Genomic DNA, 18,104 nt, shown 5'->3' with positions numbered 1-18,104 from the left:
CCTAGCTTATTATGAGTAGATTATTCAGAGTTCTCATGAAATCGGATCAGGTCTCCGTAAATGATTTTATCGGAATAAATAAGTTCATTTTGCCCTCGATCATAAGCACTGGTGCAACTTTCCATTGCCAGAACTGAACCGTCCACAGCATCAAAACAAGTATCCTTCGTATAGATGATCTCATCTGTGATGACGGATCCATCTCGCTGGACAACGAAATCATCACGTTTTTCGGCCAGAAGATCCCTGCCAAACATCACATGCTCGTCCTCGGATATCCCCAGTAAATTTACTAACGTTGGCATCACATCAATTTGTCCACCAACGGTATCAATTGTTTTGCCTTCTAAGCCTGGAACGTGAATAATAACTGGCACTCGATCTAATTTCCGTGCTTTATCATCTGTTATTTCATATCCTACAAATTCCGACAATTCCTCATAATGACTCTCGGCTATCCCGTAATGATCCCCATATATCACGAAAATTGTATTTTCGTAAAGACCCGTTTCCTTCATTTCTTCAAACATTACACGCATTGCTTCATCGGTATACCTGACCGTAGGAAAATAGCGGCTAACAATGTCACTCTCTGATTCAAAAGGATCTATATATTGGTCTTCAGGATCCAATTCATAAGGAAAATGATTTGTCAGCGTTAATAATGTAGCGAAAAATGGTTGTGGTGCCTGTTTTAAGTATTTCATGGACTGTTCAATAAAATCAATGTCTTTTAAGCCCCATCCCACCGAGTTTTCCTCTGTCACATCGTAAGAGTCAATATCATAGTAGCGTTCATATCCTAAGTTTTGGTACATCACATTTCGATTATAGAAGGTCTCATCATTTGCATGATAGGAAGCTGTAAAATAACCTTTGTCATTCAGACCACGTTGCAGAGGTGCATACTCATTTTCTGCGTGTGTATGGAAAACTGCGCCCCTTCCGAGGGGATACATGGAGTTACTCATCATAAATTCTGTATCTGATGTTTTTCCTTGGCCACTCTGGTCATATATATTTTCAAAGTAAAAGCTGTCTTCGATGAGGTCATTTAAAAATGGGGTTATTTCATCGCCATTCTCCATTGTTTCATTAATCACAAAGCTCTCCACGGATTCCATCGATACCATCACCACATTCATACCTTCGGCTACACCAGATAACTCCGCATTAGGTTCAACATGATACTTATCTAAATGGTCTTCAATCAAGTCCCAGTCATCACGATCAGCAAATGCTGTTTGACTATTCGTCGTTAAGTGCAGATAGGCATCATACACATAGAAATTATAAACACCTAAATTTTTAATAATTTGGTCTCGATTAAATGTATCGGTTTCTTTATTAGTGCTGTCCAATTGGCCGCCTGCAATAATCGTCGCCACCACTAAAGCGATGAGCGCATATTTTGATTTGCTTTTTTTGAATATTGCCTTATTAACAGGTAAGAAGTTTGGCTTTTTCACCATAAATATTCCTATTACAACGAGATCAAGAAAAAATAACATATCATAGCCATTTACTAATTCCAAAACACTTGTACTTAAGTCTCCTGCATTTCCACTCATGACGAGCATAGGAAGTGTAATAATATCGGTAAATTCACGGTAATAAACAGCGTTGGAATACAAAATAATCGTCAGGAATAAACTAACGATAAAATAATATGGCCTCTGGCGGCTCGTCTTCAGAAGTAAGCCAAGGCTAAATACCACTAGAAGAAATGCAAGGGGATTTACTGCAAAAATAAGCGCTTCTAAAAATTGATTTATCGTCAAATCAAAAGTAAGACTTGAAACAACAAATGTTTTTAGCCAGAGGATCCCAAGGCAAAACCACATGAATTTATGTTGTTGATAAAAATTAATCATGTTTGCCAATCCTCTCACATTTTCATTAGTATAAATAAATAAGTAATTCCATATAACTGGATATAGATATTACTATTATATGGCAATACGGCTCCTTACTCAATAATAATGAACGATCTTACAAGGTTTTAGAGAATTAAATGCTTCCCTTTATATACCCTTCTTTTCGGACAATAACACCTTGTTTTTCAAATCATTTTATTTCGGATCTCTAAGTTTCAATCTATTCTCAAAGCTGTTAAACTATTCGTGATACGAAAGAAAGAAAGGAAGATGACGATATGACAACACAAAATTTCGATGAAAAATTAGAAAAATACGCCGAACTAACTGTTAAAGTTGGGGTAAATATTCAAGAAGGTCAAACATTGGTCATAAACGGACCAGTAGGAGGTGCAGAATTTGTTCGTCTAGTTGCTAAAAAAGCCTATGAAGCCGGTGCAAAGCACGTTCATGTTGAATGGAACGATGATGATCTTGCTCGACTTCGCTATGACCTCGCTCCATTTGAAGCTTTCAAAGAATTTCCTGTATGGAAAGCTAAAGGATTTGAGGAAATGGCCGAGAATGGTGCAGCTTTCATGACCATTAAATCAACTGATCCGGATTTATTAAAAGGAGTAGATGGCGAAAAAATCGCAGCTGCAAACAAAGCTTCAGGCCAAGCAATGAACACGTTCCGGAGCTACATACAATCTGATAAAGTCAGCTGGCTCGTTGTCTCCGCCCCCTCTAAACCGTGGGCAGCAAAAGTCTTCCCGGATACACCTGAAGAAGAACAGGTACCAAAGCTTTGGGAAGCAATATTTGAGACGGTACGTATAAACACAGCTGATCCTGTTGCCGAATGGAAAAAACATGATAAAACATTACAGGATCGGGCCATATTTTTAAACGAGAAAAATTATAAAAAACTTCATTATAAAGCACCGGGAACAGATTTAACTATTGAACTACCTGAAAACCATATTTGGTTAGGTGGCGGAGGTCCTAGTCAAGACGGGGTTCACTTTGTTGCTAATATGCCAACAGAAGAAGTCTTTACTGCTCCGAAAAGAGACGGGGTTCATGGTACGATTAAAAATACAAAACCTTTGAATTTCGGCGGAAATGTGATCGATAACTTTACACTTACATTTAAAGACGGTAAGGTCGTTGATTTTTCAGCAGAAGAAGGCGAAGAAACACTCAAACATTTACTGGATACTGATGAGGGAGCATCACGATTAGGTGAAGTAGCTCTTGTCCCGCACAGCTCCCCTATCTCCCAATCAGGTATTCTTTTCTATAATACATTATATGACGAGAATGCCTCGAACCACATTGCGTTCGGAAGTGCGTATTCCACGTGTTTGAAAGACGGTGCACAAATGACGAGCGAGGAACTGAAAAACGCTGGGTTAAATACAAGCATTACACACGTTGATTTCATGGTCGGTTCCGACGACATGGATATTGACGGTGAATCAGCAGATGGAACGACTGAACCGGTTTTCCGCAAAGGCGAATGGACAATATAACAAGAAATTTCCTAATCTTTCGTTTAAATTTGAAAATTCCTAAAGTAGAATTTTGTAAGAAAATCTAACTCGGAAATTTTCTGAGTTAGATTTTTTTCTTTTCACCTCTATTAGATATTTTCTGACAAACTAATGTTGATATATGGCGGTTTCTATCACTTTGAATCTGACGATTTAGCCGCATGCTTCGTTTTTTCTTCAATAGTTATCATAATAGTCTAAAAAATTTGTTTCTTTTTATGTCTTTTTTTGAATATAATGGGTTTAAGACTAGCCTTCCTGGTTAATACCGAAGCATGTCTTTAGAAAACAAAAGGGGGTATTCATTTGCAGGATTGGTTAACAGAAACAATAGGAGCAATTAGTAATATTGTTTGGGGCGTCCCCACACTTATTTTAATTGTAGGTACAGGGCTCTATTTAACACTCCGGCTCGGTTTTTTACAATTTCGGACTTTACCGTATGCGCTAAAGCTCGCCTTCAGTCCAGAAAAGAAGGATGAAAAATCTGAAGGAGATATCTCTCACTATCAGGCACTCACAACCGCTTTAGCCGCAACCATCGGAACAGGAAACATTGCTGGTGTTGCTACCGCAGTTGTATTGGGTGGACCTGGTGCAGTCTTTTGGATGTGGATTTCCGCACTTTTGGGAATGGCAACAAAGTATGCTGAAGCCATTCTTGCTGTGAAATATCGTGTAAAAAACAAGCACGGAGAGTATTCCGGCGGACCGATGTACTACATTGAAAAAGGACTTAAATTAAAATGGTTAGCCGTTATCTTTGCTATTTTTGGTGCGGTTGCAGCTTTTGGAATTGGAAACATGGTTCAATCCAATTCCGTCTCAGGGGCATTGTCCGAAACATTTAACATCAATCCGTGGATTACAGGAATTATTCTTACAGTTTTATCGGCATTCGTAATACTTGGAGGAATTAAAGCAATAGGTAGAGTTACTGCGTATGTCGTTCCAGCAATGGCCTTATTTTATGTAATAGCAGGTCTTATTATTATGATTCTTAACTGGGACCTCGTTCCTTCAGCTGTTGGCCTCATTTTTTCTGATGCTTTTACAGGTCAAGCCGTCGCTGGTGGTGCTATCGGAGCCGTCATCCGTTGGGGTGTCGCTCGTGGTGTCTTCTCAAACGAAGCTGGTCTTGGTTCTGCACCAATTGCAGCTGCTGCTGCTAGAACAGACTATCCTGGCCGACAAGCGCTCGTTTCGATGACACAAGTATTTATTGATACAATTATTGTTTGTTCGATCACAGGAATTACGATTGTTATGGGGAACATGTACTTGGATGGTATTGAGGGAGCTGCGCTTACCTCGGCTACCTTTGAGTTCTTCCTAGGACCTATCGGTGGTATTATTGTTGCGATCGGGTTAACATTCTTCGCATTCTCCACGATCCTTGGTTGGTCTTATTACGGAGAGAAATGTTTCAGCTATCTGTTTAGTGATGATTTCATTAAGTACTATCGTATTGCTTTTGTTCTTGCAATATTCGTAGGTGCAGTAGCTCAACTAGACCTCGTTTGGGGTATTGCCGATGTCATGAACGGACTTATGGCAATTCCGAACTTAATTGGACTTATTGGTCTATCAGGTGTTGTTGTATCCGAAACGAATAAATTCTTGAAAGTAGCACGAGAGGAAAAACAAAGAAAGCTTTCTTCTGGAAGCTAAGTAAAAGGCTCCCAGATTTGTTGAGGGGCACTGAAAAGTTGGTTTTAAACTTTTCAGTGCCCCTTTTTCATGAAAGATTAATGCCTAAGCATCTTTTAAGAAGCCTTTCTTATCCTTACAGAGATATAGAGAAAGGAAACCACTTCCAAATAAATTTCCACACATTCCCACCCTCCTTTTAATATTTCAATTCTTTAACAACATTCAGTTGTTATTCGACTCAAAATGCTGTATTTTAATTAGAGGAGACGGTTATTTATTCACCGTTCTACTAATTACTTAAGTATTGAGGCGATGTAACATGACAGAGAAACACCCATCACAACAACACTCTTCCTATGCCGCTTGGAAATTCATCATTCCTTCCATTATTGGTATCGGTCTTTTTATGGCTCCAATCCCAGTAGATGAGGGGATCACAATTCCAATCGCTCTATTGGCAGGCGCATTGGAATCGGCATTAGTCAATTTTCTGCCTGCAATTATCACTGCAATTATCTTAATCAGTTTTATAGGTTCTATTATTCATAAAGGATTTCGACCGCATTTTTTAGATAGCCGATCTTTCTTCAAGAACTTATTTGATGTGTCTCATTTTTGGGTTATTGTCAGGTTTCTCGCGAGTATCTTTGCGACCATGACACTGTTCCAAATTGGACCGGAATTTATCTATTCCGATGTTACCGGCGGATTGTTATTACGTGATCTTCTTCCGTTATTATTCACCATCTTTTTCTTTGCAGGACTTTTCCTCCCACTTCTATTAAACTTCGGTCTATTAGAGTTTTTCGGAACTTTGCTGCAAAAAATTATGCGACCTTTATTCACATTGCCGGGTCGCTCCTCTATTGATTCCCTGACCTCCTGGCTTGGAGATGGAACGATAGGTGTTATATTAACGAACAAACAGTACGAAGAAGGATTTTATTCTAAACGTGAAGCTGCGATTATAGGTACAACCTTTTCCGTTGTTTCCATCACGTTCTCATTAGCTGTAATTGAACAAGTTCGTTTAGAGCATATGTTTATTCCGTTTTATTTAACGGTCATTTTTGCTGGAATTGTCACTGCACTAATCATGCCAAGAATTCCACCACTATCACGGAAGCCACAAACCTATGCAAATGGTCAATCAAACCAGTTAGACGAATCACTTCCTGAAGAATATAAAAAGAAAAGCTTCCCTTCCATCCGCTATGGTTTTGCGAATGCAAAAAAACGAGCGGATCAAAACGCAGGCCCGGGTAAGTTTCTTCAGGACGGTATAAAGAATATTCTTGATATGTGGTTAGGTGTTGCACCTGTCGTCATGGCATTCGGAACGATCGCTGTCATTATTGCTGAATTTACTCCCGTGTTCACATGGCTCGGAACACCGTTTGTACCAATTCTCGAGCTAATGCAAATTCCTGAAGCTCAAGCTGCTTCGGAGACGCTCATTGTCGGATTCGCAGATATGTTCCTCCCTGCGATCTTTGCAACTGATATCGAAAGTGAAATGACGAGATTCATTATTGCCTGCGTTTCCGTGACACAGCTCATCTATTTGTCCGAGGTCGGCGGCGTGCTTCTCGGCTCAAAGATACCAATCAATTTAAAAGATTTATTTATAATATTCTTAGAAAGAACCATCATTTCCTTACCAATAATCACGGTCATTGCTCATATTATTTTTTAATAGGGTTATTTTAAAACTTTGATTGAATGTAGAAACGATCGAAAAAGCGAAGACTCTAGGAAAACAAAAAAGGGTACTGAAAAAGTCGGTTTTTACTTTTTCAGTACCCTTTTGATGCAATGATGGAAGCTTCCGCAGTTTTTTAAGCCTATTTATTATGAGCACCTTTCTCCTAATGGGTGCTCGGAAAGCGAAGCCCTCAAGCGGATCTCAAATACATCTTGCCTTGGGTTTATAAACAATCTCTATGAAAACAAACCCTAATATACCCCAAGCAAAACCTATTCTGAACTTGAAATAATGGATATTTCTACTTTTGTTTTATAATGAGGATTATAATTCTAAGAAAGTTGTGCATATTTACGAGGCGTAAAACAGATAATTATGATGTAACCTCTTCGGAGAGTCCTCTCAAAACAGTTTGCTCTTCGTAATTTTACATTTATTGAGATGCCCATTTGTTCGGTAATAATAATTTGGAGGGACTTTTTATGATTGGCTTAATTATTAAGATATTTGTTTGCCCGATAACTGTAATGATAGCTTGGTTAATATTCCCCAATGTCGAATACTCTACGATATATCAACCAATTATTGTAGGTCTGATTTTAGCGTTTTCCGCTCATGTGATGGAAGTATTTATTCTTAAAAAAGGTACCTTTTGGTTAAGTGCAATCCTCGATTTCATTGCAGCAACGGTTATTGTTTATGTAGTGTCGTTTTTCCAAGTTGCCCAAGTAACATTTTTCGGGGCAATATTAACAGCAGTTTTGCTTTCTGTGACTGAACTCGTTCAACACAATTGGTTAATCAAATCCGGTAGAACCGAAAAATCCCCTAATCCAACATAGGAAAAACGCAAATCATATCTTATAAATTTTGTTGCTTTATTAGTATGGAGCGTTGTTTGGAAAAATTACTGCTCCCTTGGATCATTCTTGAGGGCCGTGAAAAAGTCGATTTACACTTTTTCACGGCCCTCGTATTCTTCCACAATGAAATACAAAAAGTTATGAAATATTGCCTTTGTTAAACATAGGGAAATGATGTTACAAACTTCGATCTATTTTTACATAAAATGGAACAATAAAAACAAAAGTGAAGGAGAAGAAGCGCAATCGTATTTTAACCCGGTGAGTGCATCACCCTAAATGTGAAAAGAAGGTGTTCCAAAAGATCTTTTTGACCTTTTGAAACACCTTCTGTTTACTTTTTCTTTGCAATGACCTCAACTTCAACCAAGGCATTTTTAGGCATACGAGCAACTTCCACAGCACTTCTAGCTGGATATGGCTCCTCTAAATAAGAGGCGTAAATTTCATTCACCTTCGCAAAGTCGTCCATATTTTGCATGAAGATCATCACTTTCACAATATCAGTCATATCGCAATCTGCTGCAGCTAAAACTGCTTTGACGTTATCCATTACTCGATGAGCCTGTGTTTCCAATCCTTCTACCATTTCTCCTGTTTTAGGGTCTAAACCAATTTGTCCGGAAGTGTAAATGAAGTCTCCAATTTGAATTGCTTGTGAATATGGGCCGATTGCTCCCGGTGCTTCGTTTGTTTGAATTGGTTGTTTATTCATAGTTATCCTCGCCTTTCGAATATTATTAATTTGTGCTTTGTTCATTTAAAAATTGTTTTTAAAATACGGATTTAAAGCTACTTGTTTCCTCGTTTAGTTTCCGCTAAATACTTCTGATAATACCTGTTTGATACTAAGCTGTTACCTTTGTTTTATCGCCATTTCAAGGACCTTGCATACATTTGCTTCTGCTTCTAGACAACGATGCGCTTCTTCCAACGTAGTTTTTTCGAAAGTAATGGTTTGACCAGGGAGAAGTTGCGCAACTCTCCATAAATCGTGCGAGATAATTGTACCGATTTTTGGATAGCCACCCGTGGTTTGGCGATCTGCCATGAGAATAATTGGCGCTCCTCCCCGCGGCACTTGGATCGAGCCAAAAGCAACCGCATCTGAGAGAATTTCGCCATCTTTTTTACGTTCCAGACCCTTCCCCTCTAAACGATACCCCATCCGATCAGATTGGGCAGTAATCTTGAAGGTCTCGTTGTAGAAGTCTTCTTGAGAATCTTGCGTAAAAAACGCCGCTTGCTCATCAGGAATGACTCGAACAATTTGATGAGGTCTGTAGTAAGCACGAAGAGAATGACTTAAGTGTTTTCCGCCTCTTTTTTTCAGGATCGAATCTTTTAAAACTATCCCTGGTACTTCATCTCTGCTATTTAGCGCTTCCCCATCAACGCCGCCTAAAACTGCCCGAACATTAGTTGCACGGCTTCCTAGTATTTTATCTGTTTGAATACCGCCTGCTATCGCTAAATAAGACCTCGCACCATGTTTCGGCTTCCCAAAACGCAGCTCTTGTCCTTTTTTTACATAGATACTTTGCCACATCATAACTTTCTTACCGTCGATTGTCGGTGATAAATTTGCACCGGCCAGTGAAATAACCGTGTTTTCCATAAATAAAACGGTTGGCCCTACCATCGTTATTTCCAGGACTGCTTCTTTTTGGTTATTTCCTGCCAGCAGGTTAGCTAGCTTAAATGCCCATGGGTCCATTGGGCCGGATGGGCCGATCCCAAACTCCTGATAACCATGCCTGCCTAAATCTTGAATGGTCGTATGTAATCCCGGATCAATGACTTTCATAAGCGCAGTCATCGGCTCACCGATTCTATTTTTATCTCAGCCTCTTGAAACATTTCTGTTAAATGCTGCACAAAATTCAGTGCGTGTATCCCATCTCCATGAACACAAACCGTATCTCCATGAATAGGAATTTCCGTTCCATCCACTGTTGTCACAAGATTATCTTCAATCATTCTTTTTATTTGTGCACTTGCAATGTTTTTGTCATGAATAACGGCATCAGGAAAAGTCCTTGGAGACAAAGTACCATCTGATTGATACGTCCGATCTGCAAAAATCTCTTCCGCTACGTGTAAACCATATTTTTTTCCTGCATGAATTAATTCGCTATTTGCCAGTCCATACAAAATCAAAGCAGCATCAGTGTCATAAACAGCTTTCGCGATTGCCTCAGCTATCACAGTATTCGTTGCTGCCATATTATAAAGGGCACCATGAGGTTTCACGTGGTGAAGAGAGCCGCCATGGATATGAATGAATCCTTTTAGAGCATTAATTTGATAAATGATCATATTATAAACTTCGTCAGCCGAGACTGCCATTTCACGTCGACCAAAACCAGTGAGATCTTGCATACCAGGGTGGGCTCCAATCGCGACACCTCTGTCTATCGCCATTTTAACAGTTTTATTCATCACATTGTAATCTCCTGCATGAAATCCGCAGGCAATATTAGCCGAACTGATGTAAGGAAGGATTTCCTCATCTTGACCAATTTTATAGACTCCAAAGCTTTCTCCAATGTCACTGTTTAAATCAATTTTTCTTTTCTCCATCTTGGTCATCTTTCCTCCCTTCATCATTCTTCCATTCGATACGCGGCTCAAAAATCCCTTTTTTATCTTGATGTATTATTTTATCAAACTCGGCCTGTGAGATAGATTGAAAGGTTAAACGATCACCTGATCTCAGCAGACTTGGAACTTCCTCATCTTTGTTAAATAACGAAACTGGCGTCCTGCCGATAATTTGCCAACCGCCGGGAGAGGTTAGTGAGTATACTCCTGTTTGTTTCCCTGCAATCCCAACAGATCCTTGTTCTACTTTTCTCCGTGGATTTTTCAATCTCGGCGTCGCAATACCTTCATCCATTCCCCCTAAGTAAGGAAATCCGGGGGCAAACCCCATCATATAGACAAGGTATTCCCGTGATGTATGCCGATGGATTACCTCTTCTTCATTAAGGTTGTGGTAATCAGCTACAGATGAAAGATCCGGTCCTTTGTCGCCGCCATATAAAACTGGCAGAGTGATTTTTCGATAAGTCAAAAATTCTTCTTTATGAGTTTTTTGAGCTTTCATTAACTCGGTCTTCATTTGATTAATTCCCTGAACAATCAACGGGTCATAAAAAACAGTTAAAGTAGTATATCCTGGAATCATTTCCTCTATATAAGGGTACTGTTCCTTGTTTTTAAGCTCATGAAAAGTTCTTCGAATATCTGCATTTATTTGTTCGGACATTTCTCTTGCAAAGGTCATCCTTATTGCCCGGTCACCTACCAGAGAAAAGCTGGGATACATCCTGAGCCCCCCATTCTTTATAAAACTTCAGCTTAAAGCTTTCCTTAACATTATCATTCACAACTGTGAAACTGCAAACCGGTTTTACTCTATCCTATGAAAAGACCATCATGTACCATAACGCCGGTGCTGAAAAAGAGTGATAGTTACTTGCAATCGCCTGTGCTCAATACAACTAAAAGGGCACTAAAAAGTAATCTCAACTTTTTTAGTGCCCCGCTTCTGGTTTGGTGGTAATACGAGTATGTTGCTATAACTTCCGCATTTTTATTTCAGTAACTAAGTGGTGGACACCTTTTTTAAGAATTAAATCCGCACGATGGCGCGTAGGCAAGATGTTTTCATGAAGATTTTTACGGTTTATTCTTTCCCATATATCTTTTGCCATATGGTAAGCCTCTTCATCATTTAAGTCCGCATACTTTTTAAAATAGGACAAAGGGTCTCTGAACGCCGTTTCTCTTAATGTCTTAAATCGTTCTACATACCAGTGAAGAATATTCACTTCCTCTGCATCGACAAAAATAGAGAAATCAAAGTAGTCGGAAACATAGACTTGGTCATCATATTCACCCTCCGCACGTTTTGGCGGCTGAAGAACATTAATCCCTTCGATAATCACAATATCAGCCTCTGTAACTACTTGTTTCTCATCATGAATAACGTCGTATGTAAGATGAGAGTAAACAGGTGCTTCAACATGAGATTTTCCGGACTTCAATTCTTCTAAAAACTTGAGTAAGGAATGGACATCATAACTTTCAGGAAAACCCTTTTTATTCATGATCCCCCGATTTTCAAGCTCTGCATTCGGGTATAAGAAACCGTCCGTTGTGACGAGATCCACCTTGACGTCCGTATCCCAGCGTGAGAGTAGTGTTTGAAGTACACGGGCGATAGTACTTTTTCCTACTGCTACACTTCCTGCAATACCAATAATATAAGGAACCTTCTTCTCCTGTTTCTGCAGAAAGATGTTCCGACTTCGATAAAGCTCTTGAGAAGCTATGGCGTGCAGGTTAATTAGCCTCGTCATCGGTAAATAAATATCCGCTACCTCGTCTATATTCAGAACATCATTAACACCTTTTAGTCGTTCAATTTCTTCCGGAGTTACTTCCATTGGATAGGATTGGCGTAGCTTTGCCCACTCTTGGCGATTAAAGGTCATAAATGGCGTCATATTTTCAATTACTCCCATTGTCATAGCGCACCTCATTAAATATATAGCTTACATCATAAACATAGTTATGATTCTCTCTCTGTGTTTGTATCCATTATTTTAACATGATTCATTTAGTACGTCAGTCTATTTTGCTCACACGCTGAAATCGCTTTCTATATTATACCTGTTTCATCTGGAAAGTTCTATAAGAAGCTTTGGAGGATTTCAACCTTTGTCGTTTAGATTCTCCCAATGTCATTTAGAGGTGCTACACCAGTAGCAATGTTTTTCTGCGACGAGTAACCGCAGGAGTGCCTACCGACATTTCCTCTTCCCAATCTCTTTTATTCTCGCTCATACTCTCCTTTTCTACCTGCTACTTTTGTAGGTGCTACACCGGTAGCAATGTTTTCTCCGACGAGTAACCGTAGGAGCACCTACCGATTCCCCTTCCCAACCTACACACCAAAAACTACAAAAAACCTGGAGCACTTTCTCCTCCAGGTTTACGAAACTTATAACCTAAGTACATTCTGCTCCAGAAATTGCAAGCTTACTTTCACGTCAAGTATATGTTAATCCTTTGGCAGTCTTAAAGCACCATCTAACCGGATCGTCTCCCCATTTAACATCGAGTTCGAGATGATTGCTTTGACAAGAAGAGCATATTCATCAGGATTTCCCGTTCGATCCGGAAACTTTAACTCCTCTTTTAAAGCATCTTGCGTTTGCTTGTAAAGTGACTCGAACATCGGGGTTTGAAAGATCCCTGGAGCTATTGTCATCACTCGAATACCACATTCGGCCAGTTCTCTGGCAAGAGGAAGAGTCATACTAACAATTCCACCATTTGAGGCACTGTAAGCCGCTTGACCTGATTGACCCTCAAAAGCAGAGATAGAGGCTGTATTAATAATTACACCCCTTTCGCCATCTTCATTAGGTTCATTGTCCTTCATCACATCCGCAGCAAGTCTAGTCAGATTAAATGCGCCGATGAGGTTCCCGCGGATAATCTCTGAAAAGACATCAAGACTATGAACCCCTTGTTTTTTCAACACCTTTTCAGAGTGCGATATACCTGTTGTATTAATCATCCCTTGAATCGCACCATATCGTTCCATTCCCCGTTCCAAACTTTTTCTGACTTGGTATTCTGACGTAACATCTGTTTTTTCAAAGTGTACGCGTGAACCAATGTCCTCCTGAACAGCTCTCCCGGATAGCTCGTTGTAGTCTAAAATTAAAACTAAAGCACCGAAATGAGTAAGCATTCGTACTGTTGCCTCACCTAGACCAGATGCACCGCCAGCCACAACAAATGTCGAACCCTTCATATCCATTTTCTCATCCTCCTTGAGTAGTCAGAACAGTTACCTTATAGTCAGTATTTTTTATAACATCTCTAAAATCCTTCTTTTAGTGGAAATTTGTTGAAATTTTTTTCTTTTCTGTCGCATAGAAGCCCGCTTCAATACAAACACTAGTTAAATACTAGGTTTCTAAGAAAGGCAGGGAAATAATCATTATGTCCGTTCAAAAACATGACTCATACTGGCTTGATTCAACAAACTTATCCCCTCACGAACCTTTAACCGAGAATATTAAAACGGAGGTAGCCGTGGTTGGTGGAGGAATAACAGGTATTACCGCTGCTTATTTACTGGCGAAAGAAGGTAAAAAAGTCATTTTACTTGAGGCAGATCGCCTGTTTCATGGGACAACAGGATTTACGACTGCAAAAATCACTTCCCAACACGGTTTATTTTATGATGAACTTATTCAACATGTCGGAGAAGAAAAAGCTCGAATTTACTATCAAACGAATGAAAAAGCGAAAAAGTTTATCGAGGCTATCGTCAACGAAAACAACATTGACTGTGATTTCGAGAAAAAAGATGCGGTTCTATACGCCGTTTCAAAGAAATCGAATGAAAAACTCGAAAAAGAAATTAAGGCCTATGAAGAACTTGGTATTCCACATGAAGTAGTCCACGAGCTTCCTTACAATGTAAAAATAGAGCGCGCTCTTCACATGAAAGATCAAGCCCAGTTCCATCCCCTTCACTACTTAAGCTTTTTAGTAGACGAGTTTCTTAAATTAGGTGGAAAATTGTTTGAACATACGGTGGTTGTCGATGTTTTAACGAATACAACGGGAGATCAGCCGAAAACATTAGAAACCCGTGATGGTCACACGATTACTTGCGAGCATCTTTTATCCTGCTCTCACTTTCCGTTCTATGACAGAGAGAACCTCTTCTTTTCACGTCTTCATGCAGAACGTTCTTATATTGTAGCTGCTAAAGGCAAAGACGTCCCTGGAATGTACATAAACGTTGACAGTCCGTCACGATCGGTCCGCTCCGTTAAAATTAAAGGAGAAACCCATCTTTTACTTGGGGGAGAAGGTCATAAAACGGGGCAAGGTAAATCGACAACTGAGCACTTTCAGGCTTTAGAAGCCTTCGGTCGTGATGTTTTCGGATCTGAAGAGTTTCCCTTCGAATGGTCCACACAGGATTTGTACACGCTAGATAAGATCCCTTATATCGGAGTTCTCACTGGAAATATCACGAATAGCTATGTTGCAACAGGTTACCGCAAATGGGGCATGACGAGCGGAACTGCTGCTGGCTTGATATTACGGGATTATGTTTTAGGTCATGAAACAGAAGAAATGGATCTTTATCAGCCAGATCGTTTTATTGCAGATCCTAGCGTCAAGCAACTACTGAAACATAATTCTGATGTAGCCGGTCATTTTCTCGCCGGTAAAATAACACCTTCCGAGAAAAAACTGGAGGATGTACAAGTTGGTGAAGGCATCCATGTAGTCTATGACGGCCTGAAGTCAGGCGCCTATCGAGACGACGATGGAAAACTACATATAGTAGATACAACTTGTAAACACATGGGCTGTGAAGTTGCCTGGAACTCCGGGGAACTTACTTGGGATTGTCCATGCCACGGTTCTCGCTATAATTTCGACGGTACAGTCATCGAAGGACCTGCGAAAGAGCCTTTAGACAAATTATATTAAACGAAAGAAGGAAGAGCGTACTACGATAAAATGTGCCGCTCTTTCTTCTATTTCTAATAAATAAGAAAAACGGTGCTTCTTAAAATGAGGAGAGGCCTCCCTTAATACGTTCGGCGTAAGGAGGGCTCTCAACGTTTAGTTTTTCCTTTAATAAGAGATAAATATTTATTAAACCACCGCTATACTAATTTTTAAGTTGCAGTTGTTTAGAATTTTAGGCACACTGAAGCTATGAAAGTTTGAAAAAACATATTTGAAAGAAGGCTTCTACACAATGAAGGATTCCATTATTCACTCTATCGATAACAACCGGGACTCATTTTATAAGATTAGCCAGTCTATTGGTCATAACCCAGAGCTTGGCAATGAAGAATATCATGCTAGTAACCTACTCATAACGGAGTTAAAAGCACATGGTTTTTCCGTAACTGAAGGTATAGTAAACCAACCTACTGCGTTTGAAGCAGTCTATGATTCGGGTTTACCCGGTGCAAACATCGGCTTTATGTGCGAATATGATGCTCTTCCGGAAATCGGTCATGCTTGCGGTCACAACTTGATCGGAACGCAAGGCATTGCTGCAGCAATAGGGCTAGCCTCTGCATTGTCCGAAACGGGAGGGAAAATTTTTGTTTACGGCACCCCTGCCGAGGAATCAAACGGTGCCAAGGTGACGATGGCAAACGAAGGAAGATTTAGTCATTTAGATGCAGCTTTAATGGCACATCCATCTGGAGATTACGTAACAAGCGGTACTTCCCTGGCAATGGATGCGATCCAATTTTCCTTTTACGGAAAAAGTGCCCATGCCGCCGCTGCCCCTCATGAAGGAATCAATGCACTGGATGCCGTTATTCAAACTTTTACAAGTATAAATGCCTTGAGACAGCATGTAACGCCCGATGTTAGGATACACGGGATCATTCCCGAAGGAGGCAAAGCTGCAAACGTCGTTCCTGATTATGCCGTTGCTCAGTTTTATATCCGTGCAAACGAGCGTCGAACCCTAAGCCCTGTGACAGAAAAGGTTATTCAGTGTGCACGGGCCTCTGCTTTAGCAACAGGCGCTAAACTGGAAGTTTCCAATTACGAATATTCCTATGATAATTTAATAACAAACGAGCCTTTATCTTCTCTTTTTACAAAACAGTTAACGTTTTTAGGTATCCCAGCCGATGAAATTCACTCGAACCAAACCGGTAATGGCTCTTTGGATATGGGGAATGTTAGCCATCAATGCCCGTCTATTCATCCATATGTTCGAATCAGTCCTTTGCCGATTAGCCCTCATACACATGGCTTCCGTGAAGCTGCCTTGAGTGATGAAGGTTTTGAAGGAATGCTGATTAGCGCTAAAGCTCTGGCATTAACCGGATATGAAGTATTATCCAATGACGGAAACCGTCACAAAATAGCGGGGTTTTTTCAAGAAATTAAGGATTAAGCAGCAGAGAATTAATGTGTGATCCTAAAGGAGATGATCCATTTGAAACGTTATAAACGCAAGGAATCTTTGCGATTTGAATTTGCACAGCCATTAGATACGAGCTTCTATATTAGTCGTTTGAAAGGAAAAGAGCTTAAATCGCCAAATGGAAAAGGGGTAATTCTCAATGTGAGCCCTAGTGGCTTAAAACTGGAAACAAACTTGGAACTTCCCGAAGAAATAGAATTAAGCTTGATTTTTGACATTGCGAACCACTCATTTCATCCGACTGGTTTGATCTCTTGGCGAAAGAAAGAATGGAATGGCTATCATTATGGGATAGACTTTTTAGAGGGGCACGATCAACCTGATTTAATCGAAGCAATTAAAGAATATCAAAGGCAAAACAGAGCTTAGAGAGGATGTGCAAAAGGTAAAAAACTACCTTTTTGCACATCCTTTTTTGAAAAAATTCTTAAAGTGAGCGATGAAAAAGTATAAGGAATTATTCAATTATCTTTTGACTTCTGACTCTGTAGGAAGCATGACGTAGAATTTATGGGATAGTTCTTATAAAAACAATTTAAGATGACACTCAGGTGCTTAATGTCAGGTTGAGTAGAGCTAAGTCATGTGTTTAGTGACACTCGATACCGATTTACTATGCCAGTGTCAGAAATACCTCCTCTAGATCATCAAATTCGAGGGCTATCGTCCCGTCCCATTAAAAATTTCAATGTTTATGAATAAATAGTTAGAGGGAATATACACATAGAATGAAGAGTTTTTTTGAGGAGGAATATTGGCATGAGAAAAAAAGTATTAATTATCGTGACAAGTCACTCAGTCATAAAAGACAATCAGGCAACTGGTCTTTGGCTAGAAGAATATACAGCTCCATATGTCACTTTCGTAAAAAATGGGTTTGATGTAGACGTCGTAAGTATGACTGGCGGACAGGTGCCATTGGATCCTAATAGTTTACCAGAAGAAGAGAAATTTGAATGGCAAGAAGCACAATCCAAATTAGTGAACACGGAAAAGTTAGCAGATGTCAGTACTTCTGAATATGACGCTATCTTCTTACCGGGTGGACACGGCACGATGTTTGATTTCCCATACAACCCGACTCTTCGCAGTGTTCTTGAAAAACACGCTGATGCAGATAAAGTAATCGGTTCTGTCTGTCACGGCCCTAGTGCTCTTGTGAATATTACTTACAAAGATGGTACCCCGATTGTGAAAGGTAAAAAAATCAGTGCCTTTACTGATGACGAAGAGCGGGAAATGCAGTTAGATCTTCATGTACCCTTTTTATTAGAAACAGAATTAAGAGCTAAAGGCGGGGAATTCAGAAGAGGCGATAATTGGAGCGACTTTTCCGTTCGTGATGGAAACTTAGTTACTGGACAAAATCCTCAATCGAGTCAAAGTACGGCTGATAAAGTTGTCGAAGCGTTAAATGATAAATAGATTATAAAAAACCCGTGCGAGAGTCATCGC

At 39.8% G+C, this 18,104-nt stretch carries 15 protein-coding genes; 8 read left to right on the top strand and 7 right to left on the bottom strand.

What is annotated here, in order from left to right; genetic code table 11:
- Positions 1 to 20: 20 nt before the first annotated feature.
- Complete coding sequence (locus CEF18_RS20005; RefSeq protein WP_110938272.1) at positions 21 to 1,874, bottom strand: LTA synthase family protein; 1,854 nt, start codon at positions 1,872 to 1,874, stop codon at positions 21 to 23.
- A gap of 281 nt (positions 1,875 to 2,155) precedes the next feature.
- On the opposite strand from CEF18_RS20005, the gene CEF18_RS20000 reads away from it, so the two are divergent.
- The 4 genes from CEF18_RS20000 (at position 2,156) to CEF18_RS19985 (ending at position 7,615) form a co-directional block, all read left to right on the top strand.
- The gene (locus CEF18_RS20000) at positions 2,156 to 3,394 is read left to right on the top strand and encodes an aminopeptidase (RefSeq protein WP_110938271.1); all 1,239 of its coding nucleotides are present in this window, start codon (positions 2,156 to 2,158) and stop codon (positions 3,392 to 3,394) included.
- Positions 3,395 to 3,721: 327 nt separating this feature from the next.
- Entirely contained in the window at positions 3,722 to 5,086 is a 1,365-nt protein-coding gene (locus CEF18_RS19995) for an alanine/glycine:cation symporter family protein (RefSeq protein WP_110938270.1), read from the top strand.
- 301 nt (positions 5,087 to 5,387) lie between these two features.
- Positions 5,388 to 6,764 carry a YjiH family protein gene (locus tag CEF18_RS19990; protein WP_110938269.1) on the top strand — a complete coding sequence of 459 codons (1,377 nt, stop codon included), beginning with the start codon at positions 5,388 to 5,390 and terminating at the stop codon, positions 6,762 to 6,764.
- 491 nt (positions 6,765 to 7,255) lie between these two features.
- Positions 7,256 to 7,615, top strand: coding sequence for a DUF2512 family protein (locus CEF18_RS19985; RefSeq protein ID WP_110938268.1), 360 nt, complete (start codon positions 7,256 to 7,258; stop codon positions 7,613 to 7,615).
- A gap of 355 nt (positions 7,616 to 7,970) precedes the next feature.
- Here CEF18_RS19985 and CEF18_RS19980 read toward each other — a convergent pair whose 3' ends face one another.
- From CEF18_RS19980 to CEF18_RS19955, 6 genes are all read right to left on the bottom strand, one after another.
- Complete coding sequence (locus CEF18_RS19980; protein ID WP_110938267.1) at positions 7,971 to 8,351, bottom strand: RidA family protein; 381 nt, start codon at positions 8,349 to 8,351, stop codon at positions 7,971 to 7,973.
- Between the two features lie 141 nt (positions 8,352 to 8,492).
- A complete protein-coding gene (locus CEF18_RS19975; RefSeq protein ID WP_110938266.1) occupies positions 8,493 to 9,455 on the bottom strand; it encodes a 5-oxoprolinase subunit C family protein in 963 nt (320 codons plus the stop codon).
- Positions 9,452 to 10,219 carry a LamB/YcsF family protein gene (locus tag CEF18_RS19970; protein WP_110938265.1) on the bottom strand — a complete coding sequence of 256 codons (768 nt, stop codon included), beginning with the start codon at positions 10,217 to 10,219 and terminating at the stop codon, positions 9,452 to 9,454. Before CEF18_RS19970 ends, CEF18_RS19975 begins: the two co-directional genes overlap by 4 nt.
- Positions 10,200 to 10,967 (bottom strand): 5-oxoprolinase subunit PxpB, encoded by a 768-nt coding sequence (pxpB, locus tag CEF18_RS19965; protein WP_110938264.1) that lies wholly within the window; start codon positions 10,965 to 10,967, stop codon positions 10,200 to 10,202. The genes CEF18_RS19970 and pxpB overlap by 20 nt, the downstream gene beginning before the upstream one ends.
- A 250-nt stretch (positions 10,968 to 11,217) precedes the next feature.
- Complete coding sequence (gene coaA / locus CEF18_RS19960; RefSeq protein WP_407690428.1) at positions 11,218 to 12,174, bottom strand: type I pantothenate kinase; 957 nt, start codon at positions 12,172 to 12,174, stop codon at positions 11,218 to 11,220.
- Positions 12,175 to 12,707: 533 nt separating this feature from the next.
- Positions 12,708 to 13,475, bottom strand: a complete 768-nt coding sequence (locus tag CEF18_RS19955; protein WP_110938263.1) for an SDR family NAD(P)-dependent oxidoreductase — start codon at positions 13,473 to 13,475, stop codon at positions 12,708 to 12,710.
- A 185-nt stretch (positions 13,476 to 13,660) separates the two neighbouring features.
- Here CEF18_RS19955 and CEF18_RS19950 point away from each other — a divergent pair, with 185 nt between their 5' ends.
- From CEF18_RS19950 to CEF18_RS19935, 4 genes are all read left to right on the top strand, one after another.
- Positions 13,661 to 15,175 carry an FAD-dependent oxidoreductase gene (locus CEF18_RS19950; protein ID WP_110938262.1) on the top strand — a complete coding sequence of 505 codons (1,515 nt, stop codon included), beginning with the start codon at positions 13,661 to 13,663 and terminating at the stop codon, positions 15,173 to 15,175.
- A 274-nt stretch (positions 15,176 to 15,449) separates the two neighbouring features.
- The gene (locus CEF18_RS19945) at positions 15,450 to 16,619 is read left to right on the top strand and encodes a M20 family metallopeptidase (protein ID WP_110938261.1); all 1,170 of its coding nucleotides are present in this window, start codon (positions 15,450 to 15,452) and stop codon (positions 16,617 to 16,619) included.
- A gap of 42 nt (positions 16,620 to 16,661) precedes the next feature.
- Positions 16,662 to 17,018 carry a PilZ domain-containing protein gene (locus CEF18_RS19940; protein ID WP_183040946.1) on the top strand — a complete coding sequence of 119 codons (357 nt, stop codon included), beginning with the start codon at positions 16,662 to 16,664 and terminating at the stop codon, positions 17,016 to 17,018.
- Between the two features lie 390 nt (positions 17,019 to 17,408).
- Positions 17,409 to 18,074 carry a type 1 glutamine amidotransferase domain-containing protein gene (locus CEF18_RS19935; protein ID WP_110938259.1) on the top strand — a complete coding sequence of 222 codons (666 nt, stop codon included), beginning with the start codon at positions 17,409 to 17,411 and terminating at the stop codon, positions 18,072 to 18,074.
- The last annotated feature ends 30 nt before the right edge of the window (positions 18,075 to 18,104 follow it).

The organism is Salipaludibacillus neizhouensis (genome assembly GCF_002886185.1).
Taxonomy (GTDB): domain Bacteria; phylum Bacillota; class Bacilli; order Bacillales; family Salisediminibacteriaceae; genus Salipaludibacillus; species Salipaludibacillus neizhouensis.
Note: the sequence above shows the minus strand (reverse complement) of the source record. Positions and strands in the feature narration are given on the sequence as shown.

What these genes read in the sequence shown, in the direction of transcription:
- CEF18_RS19985 (WP_110938268.1), top strand. Translation starts at nt 7,256, where the DNA reads ATGATTGGCTTAATTATTAAGATATTTGTTTGCCCGATAACTGTAATG.
- CEF18_RS19955 (WP_110938263.1), bottom strand. Translation starts at nt 13,475, where the DNA reads ATGGATATGAAGGGTTCGACATTTGTTGTGGCTGGCGGTGCATCTGGT.
- CEF18_RS19975 (WP_110938266.1), bottom strand. Translation starts at nt 9,455, where the DNA reads ATGACTGCGCTTATGAAAGTCATTGATCCGGGATTACATACGACCATT.
- CEF18_RS19935 (WP_110938259.1), top strand. Translation starts at nt 17,409, where the DNA reads ATGAGAAAAAAAGTATTAATTATCGTGACAAGTCACTCAGTCATAAAA.
- CEF18_RS19970 (WP_110938265.1), bottom strand. Translation starts at nt 10,219, where the DNA reads ATGGAGAAAAGAAAAATTGATTTAAACAGTGACATTGGAGAAAGCTTT.
- CEF18_RS19980 (WP_110938267.1), bottom strand. Translation starts at nt 8,351, where the DNA reads ATGAATAAACAACCAATTCAAACAAACGAAGCACCGGGAGCAATCGGC.
- pxpB (WP_110938264.1), bottom strand. Translation starts at nt 10,967, where the DNA reads ATGTATCCCAGCTTTTCTCTGGTAGGTGACCGGGCAATAAGGATGACC.
- coaA (WP_407690428.1), bottom strand. Translation starts at nt 12,174, where the DNA reads ATGACAATGGGAGTAATTGAAAATATGACGCCATTTATGACCTTTAAT.
- CEF18_RS20005 (WP_110938272.1), bottom strand. Translation starts at nt 1,874, where the DNA reads ATGATTAATTTTTATCAACAACATAAATTCATGTGGTTTTGCCTTGGG.
- CEF18_RS19950 (WP_110938262.1), top strand. Translation starts at nt 13,661, where the DNA reads ATGTCCGTTCAAAAACATGACTCATACTGGCTTGATTCAACAAACTTA.
- CEF18_RS19990 (WP_110938269.1), top strand. Translation starts at nt 5,388, where the DNA reads ATGACAGAGAAACACCCATCACAACAACACTCTTCCTATGCCGCTTGG.
- CEF18_RS20000 (WP_110938271.1), top strand. Translation starts at nt 2,156, where the DNA reads ATGACAACACAAAATTTCGATGAAAAATTAGAAAAATACGCCGAACTA.
- CEF18_RS19945 (WP_110938261.1), top strand. Translation starts at nt 15,450, where the DNA reads ATGAAGGATTCCATTATTCACTCTATCGATAACAACCGGGACTCATTT.